Below are 5,788 nucleotides of genomic sequence, written 5' to 3' on the forward strand. Positions count from 1 at the left end.
AGGTGCGTCATATCTCTGTGTGATGGTTTCGGGATAGTCTCAGGTGATATGGGAGTAAACACCCTGTGCAGCTCAGAAGGGTCTATTTGATATACGCCTGAAGCGTTTTTTTTTGCTGAAATAAGGCCCTTTGCGATTGCCCTCTGGATCGTTGTCTTGCTTTTCCCTGTCGCTTTTGCGGCCTGTCCAAGGGTGTAATTCATGGGGTCTCGTTCCGTTTCATTGGGACCGTATCAGTGGTTGCGTTCATGGTTACACCTTTCCCACCTTGGAGCAGAAGTCGGAGAAGAGTTTTTCAATGTTCCGGGCATTGAGCTTGATGCTGCGTTCCGCACAGAAGGATCGAAACTTTGTGGCGATCATAGTGTTGTCCATGTTGCAGCCAGCAGCCTGCTTGAGCGTGATCCAATGCGGACTGTAAGTGATCGATCCAGCGTCAGGAAACGCTATCGGCTCTTTGGCCTCAGCCCGTCGACCCTTCCTTGCGGTCGAATGTGAGGCCTGCTCCTTCTTCGTGTCTCTCTGGTCGGGTTTTACTTCCCAGGTCAGCTCCAGCTCAGCCGTCGCGCGTTTCACGCGCTTGGTGATCCGATAAGACACTATGAAACGGCTCGATTGGTTCACCTCTTCGATTGCACGATCGAGTGCGTATCGTTTGAGATCTGGCCATCTGGAAAGCTTGCCGACCTGAACACCAAGCCGCGAACGCAGTTCTTCGATTGTGAACAGCTCAACCTGCTTTTCTCGACCGGATCGAAAAGCGATCATCTCATGCAGGCGGTGTGCATATCGTGACGACATGGCAAGACCTGCACGGTAATCGAGAACAGCATAGAGATCAGACTTTTCGATCACCTTCCGAAACTCAGCGTCGAATTGATAGCGGAGTTTTCCGCTCCCCTCGTCCATGTCCACGCGGCCCACGGCGATCATGCCATAAACGGCGGTATGACCTTCTTCGTGGTTCACATGGCGCATGGTGACACTGCGCAGCTCTTCAAAGAGGCGAACCACATCTTCATGGGTGAGGTTCCGAAAGCCCTTCACCTGCTTGAAGCTGGCCAGTGGCATCTCATGCCATTTGTCTTCCGCAATCTTTCCACCGGCATTTTTCATCAACATGTCTTGCAGCTTTAAAGCCTGAAGACTTGGAGGATTGCGTAGGGCATTTTTTGTGAATTGTGCATCCAGCATCTCCCCTGGCTTCGAGGAGGCATCGGGTCGAGTGCTGACAGTTTCTGCAATATTAAGAGCGTTTCCCATACTGTGAGACTAACTGTGAGTTTAATACACGTCAATAACTCACAGATAGTCCCGATTCCTCACGTTTAGAGTCCCGATTCCTCACGTTTAAGTCCCGATTCCTCACGTTTAATTCGTTTAATGTATTTATTTCAAAGTGTTACAGGGCTCTGAAATAAGAAATATATAGAAATAGGGAAACTGCGTTTCCATTCATCAAAATTTTGGAGTGATTTTGGCGCTTGGCGAACTCAAATTTCACCGCCTAAACCCGGATGAATAAAGCTTTGAGAGAAGCAGCCGTCTTGTGATCAGGGGCCTGAAGGTCCAGAGGTGAAAGACTGCTGCTGAGAGGCTTTCTTACGGTCAGGGTTCTGAGGGTGGTTGTCCCACCTATCTGCGATCAGTTGATTGACCTTATCTTTCACCTGTTTCCAGTCCGGCAATAGACGCCCTAAAACCTTGTTCGTGGCTTCACTGATCAGTTCTAGCTTCACTTTCAGCTTTGTAACTTCGGCTTCAAGCTGCGCGACTTTCTTTTTCTCTACGCTGTAGAGCATCTTTGAGCCTTGTGCTTGCTCAAGTGTGGTCTCGTTCGTCTTGAGAAGAGCCGCGGCATCTTCCCGATCTTGTTTCGCTTCCTGTAGCTGCTTCTGGGCATCAGAACGCATCTCAGCAGCCTTGGTCGCATCCCTCAGGGCTTGGCGCTCTTGGTGTTTGATAGCCGCCAGCCGCTCAGAAAGAGCCGCTGAGGCCCTTTCGTCAGCTTTTGCCACATCTTCTGCCTTACTCCGCTCAGCCCTCTCAGCCGCCCTCTCAGCGGCTCTCTGCGCGGCTTGGGCGGCCTTCACTTGCTCAGCTGCGGAAGGATCGCGTTTCAAGAGCCGGTCGAACATGCGTTGTTCGTACTGTTCGCGCGCTTCTTTGGTTGCGCTCAGAGCATCAGACAGCTCCTGTTCCTTGGTGGCCAGGCGGCGGCTGTATGTTTCGAGGCGTTTGCGTTCTTTCTCGTTCAGCGCCTCTTTTCGGTTCAGCTTCTCGATCCGTTCAGCAAGCTTGTCGATGTCGCGTTCTAGCTTGGCGAGAGTTTCCTGCTTCTTGGCTAGATCAATAGCCTGCGTTTGATGCAGTTCCTTAACCGATTTGTTGCGCGCTTTCGTATCCTCTTTTCTCGCGCCACGCTCAATCTCTGCAACCCACGTCTGCGCCGTTTTGGCTGCAAGGTCTTGCAGCTCTGACGTCATCGCGGGAGAAAGAATTTCGCTCATCAGCTTGCCGTCTGTCCCACGTCGAGACGGCATTTCAAAATGGGCGTGGATCGCATTTTCGTCGCGGTGAACATCCCAGCCGGTCAAATCGTTTTCGAGATGTCCAGCTATTGCCTGGGCAACAGCCTGGAACATGGCATCCTGATCTTCTTTCGTGAGTTCATCCACGCCGACCTGAGCCAGATGCCCAAAAGTGATGATACCACCAGTCATCACTGCGACACGTTTCATTTGGGCCGCCCGTTTGGGAGCCGTCATTTCGCGACGTTCCAGCATGAGGGCTGTGTAGTCCTGGACCGTCATTTCACCGGAGCTGCTGTTGAGTGAAGATCGGTCTAAGTCAACATGATCTGGTTGGTTTCCGATACGCCTATCATGGCCGATCTGAAAACGCGTTTTGTCCCTGTTGTAGTGTTTTAGACGGACGGATATTGCCCGAGGATTGCTGTCGCTCTGCGCCATAATGATCTCGTATCATATAACCTACTAGTGGTAACTTTCAGTTACCGTAGGTGAAGGGGGGATAGCACACTCTCCCCCCTTTCAAAACCCCCCTGCGCTCCGCTGGCAAAGTGGAACGTTGCACATCCCCTTTTGAAACCCCAAGCCAAGATGCCAAACGTGTCGTTTTGTGGAATATATTCCACAAAGCAAATCTCCTCCTCCCCTGCCTTTTGAAGGGCGATGTCGTCAGAGATTTGCGAGGAGCCTGATCATACCGGAGACCTTAAATATCGGAGGTATGATCAGGCGGCGTTGTTATTATCGAAGATATAACCAAACAAGCGTCAGCCTAATCAGGTCAGGCAGCGCTGAAAGGCACCTTTTGAGCAACCACGATACCAGGGTGCATGTGATGTCTACTTTGATCTGGGGACGTTGTGAGCTCAATTTGAATACGGGTTGGCTCTGATGTGCCATCACTTACTTGAATTGATGCTCGATAAGTTCCTGCTTCGCCGAAGATCGTATGCTGCACACTATGGAGGTTGTTGAGGTCCCGAATGAGCCAAGTATAACCGTTATAGTTAATAGATGCGATCCAGAGACGAGCAGTCATTTCTGGCTCAATGAAGGCTTGGAGGTGTTCCTCAGGAGCATTTGTGCTCCAAGCCAACCTCACAGGTTCATCTAAACCAATCTTCACCCACTGGCCCTCTTCGAGGCGGGATGCCTCAAACAAAACACCCACACACGGGCCAACCCGGACTGCTGATGTGTTTTCAACCAGCAAACAAAGAGCATTTGCATAATTTAGGTGTGGGTGATGGGTTCTATATCCGCCCATCGTCTGGTTCGTGACCCATGTACACTCGTCCGTTCCTTCAGGATCCTTGATTGAGAACTTCAACGAAGGATGTAGGCGAGCGCTAAGGCGAGATACGTCTCTTTGCGAGGCGCGGTAGTGCAGTACTGGTTCACGTATCAATCTGATGGTGAAGAATAAGACAGTAGCCAAAACTGGGACCACGACAGCAATGTTGGTGTCTAGAAAAGTAAATCCTTTGGGTACAAGATTATAGGATTGAATAATCGTAACAATGATACTGATCGGGGGGCCGGCCCATCCGCATATTACTAGGTATGACCCCCGAAAAGCATTTTTAATGCAGAGCTTCCAGAATTCTAAAAATTTGATCTGAGGCGCCATCTTCAACTCCAACGTCATGTAAATCTGGGCCATTCATCCAGATTTTCGTAGTTCATGACTTTGGGAAAAATCAACAAAATACAGGAGCCTGAAAGGCTCCTGTATTTTGTTTAGCATTTACTCTGCCGCGACTAATGGCTGAACCTTGGAGACGTCTACATTTCGCTCTGCGTGCCATGCGTCATATGCTCCCTGCATGCGAATCCAAAACAGCGGATCATTTCCGAAAAGCTTTGCGAGTCTGACTGCCATGGGCGGGCTGACGGGTTTCCGTTCAGCCAAGACATCGTACAGATGTTGCCGAGAAATGCCGAGCATATCAGCGAGAGCGGTCTTGGACTTGTCGATCTCGGGGAGAATGTCCTCACGCAGAAGCTCGCCAGGATGCGTAGGGCAGCGGTTCGGATTACGGCTCATTTTTGCCTCCTAGTGATATTGCTCGAAATCTACGACATGAGCGTCGCCATCTCGGAATTCGAATGTGATGCACCAAGCGCCGTTCACATGGACAGTGTAGCGCGTTGGGTTGAAGCCTTGCAGTGCATGAAAGTTGAAACCAGGAAGGTTCATGTCTTCTGCTGCAGTAGCCGCATCCAAAGCATCTAGTCTGCGTTGAATGCGCTTATGTTGCTGAGCATTGATCTTAGATCTTCCTGTATTCCAGAGCGCCTCCAGCTGCTTGTGTGCAAAGCTCTTGATCATTATATGTGTAACCCAATCGCTTACATGTGTCAACTAATAGCTTACACATGTGTTTCCAATACTTATTCGAGTTTTAGGCATCAAAACGCTATTGAAACAGCGTTTCAATAGCGCTCGGAAAGGTATTTTTCTTCTTTAAGATATCTGGCTCACTTAGAAAACAACGCCGTTTTCTCTCACGCGTAGTAGGTCCAGAAATTCGCGTTCGTCTTCTGTCATCGCGGCTAGGTCACTTGGGTGAGCGCCTTTCACCACGGCCAAAATAGTCCGACCATCTAATTTCATTGCTACTGATCGGCGGACTACGATACGGGCTATCGTTGGATAGTTACTGAGCTGGTACAGGCCGTGGGGGAAATCACACTTGCTTAGATCGACCAGACGCCTTTTGTGTTCTGCCAGCCTCTTCTTATATCGTGCCCTCTCAAGCTCCGTGGGTGGTTTAAAGGCTGGTTCGCCCAGAACATAAAAGCGAGATCTAGTTCGTGCCCATTTATTTTCTTTATTTAAGGCTAGCAGTGGCGACGTGTTGATCCGCTGGTCGTGTAATATCGGATGCCCTGTTACTTCACCACGTAGCCACGTTGCCTCAAGTCCTGAAATCACCCGCCAGCATTCTAGCCGTGGTGCTTGGTCCAAATCGGCACGAGAAGGGGTGATGTTGTTCGTCATGTCACTTCCATTGCCACCAACGGCGGCGCTTCGGGGGTGGCGCTGATAGCAAGGCTGTTGCTTGCTGTTTCCAAGCGTCTCGGTCGGTTCTCATCTCGTCCAGTGCCTCGCGTTCTCTCGCCAGCATTTCCTCAAGCGCGTCTATTTTGACTTGCATAACGGGGGTGTCATCCTGGAGGTGCGTCATATCTCTGTGTGATGGTTTCGGGATAGTCTCAGGTGATATGGGAGTAAACACCCTGTGCAGCTCAGA

Annotated in this window: 7 protein-coding genes; all 7 read right to left on the bottom strand. The window is 50.4% G+C overall.

The features are described from left to right. The coding region (locus GG681_RS17815; RefSeq protein WP_214645165.1) for a helix-turn-helix domain-containing protein at positions 1-203 on the bottom strand (203 nt) is incomplete at its 3' end. A 49-nt stretch (positions 204-252) separates the two neighbouring features. Further along, the gene (locus tag GG681_RS17535; RefSeq protein WP_194287224.1) at positions 253-1,194 is read right to left on the bottom strand and encodes a replication initiation protein; all 942 of its coding nucleotides are present in this window, start codon (positions 1,192-1,194) and stop codon (positions 253-255) included. 359 nt (positions 1,195-1,553) lie between these two features. Beyond that, positions 1,554-2,972, bottom strand: coding sequence for a hypothetical protein (locus GG681_RS17540; protein ID WP_153549342.1), 1,419 nt, complete (start codon positions 2,970-2,972; stop codon positions 1,554-1,556). A gap of 340 nt (positions 2,973-3,312) precedes the next feature. Further along, complete coding sequence (locus GG681_RS17545) at positions 3,313-4,161, bottom strand: hypothetical protein (protein ID WP_153549343.1); 849 nt, start codon at positions 4,159-4,161, stop codon at positions 3,313-3,315. Positions 4,162-4,278: 117 nt separating this feature from the next. Then, complete coding sequence (locus GG681_RS17550) at positions 4,279-4,578, bottom strand: HigA family addiction module antitoxin (protein WP_153549344.1); 300 nt, start codon at positions 4,576-4,578, stop codon at positions 4,279-4,281. 9 nt (positions 4,579-4,587) lie between these two features. Next, on the bottom strand, positions 4,588-4,863 hold the full coding sequence (locus tag GG681_RS17555; protein ID WP_153549345.1) for a type II toxin-antitoxin system RelE/ParE family toxin: 276 nt from the start codon (positions 4,861-4,863) through the stop codon (positions 4,588-4,590). A 153-nt stretch (positions 4,864-5,016) separates the two neighbouring features. Beyond that, complete coding sequence (locus tag GG681_RS17560) at positions 5,017-5,535, bottom strand: DUF6634 family protein (RefSeq protein WP_153549346.1); 519 nt, start codon at positions 5,533-5,535, stop codon at positions 5,017-5,019. Between the last annotated feature and the right edge of the window lie 253 nt (positions 5,536-5,788).

The sequence above is a fragment of the Tritonibacter aquimaris genome (genome assembly GCF_009617595.1).
Taxonomy (GTDB): domain Bacteria; phylum Pseudomonadota; class Alphaproteobacteria; order Rhodobacterales; family Rhodobacteraceae; genus Epibacterium; species Epibacterium aquimaris.

Bases quoted from the DNA above. Each gene is read 5' to 3' on its own strand.
- GG681_RS17550 (WP_153549344.1), bottom strand. From the start codon at position 4,578: ATGAGCCGTAATCCGAACCGCTGCCCTACGCATCCTGGCGAGCTTCTG.
- GG681_RS17535 (WP_194287224.1), bottom strand. From the start codon at position 1,194: ATGCTGGATGCACAATTCACAAAAAATGCCCTACGCAATCCTCCAAGT.
- GG681_RS17545 (WP_153549343.1), bottom strand. From the start codon at position 4,161: ATGGCGCCTCAGATCAAATTTTTAGAATTCTGGAAGCTCTGCATTAAA.
- GG681_RS17540 (WP_153549342.1), bottom strand. From the start codon at position 2,972: ATGGCGCAGAGCGACAGCAATCCTCGGGCAATATCCGTCCGTCTAAAA.
- GG681_RS17555 (WP_153549345.1), bottom strand. From the start codon at position 4,863: ATGATCAAGAGCTTTGCACACAAGCAGCTGGAGGCGCTCTGGAATACA.
- GG681_RS17560 (WP_153549346.1), bottom strand. From the start codon at position 5,535: ATGACGAACAACATCACCCCTTCTCGTGCCGATTTGGACCAAGCACCA.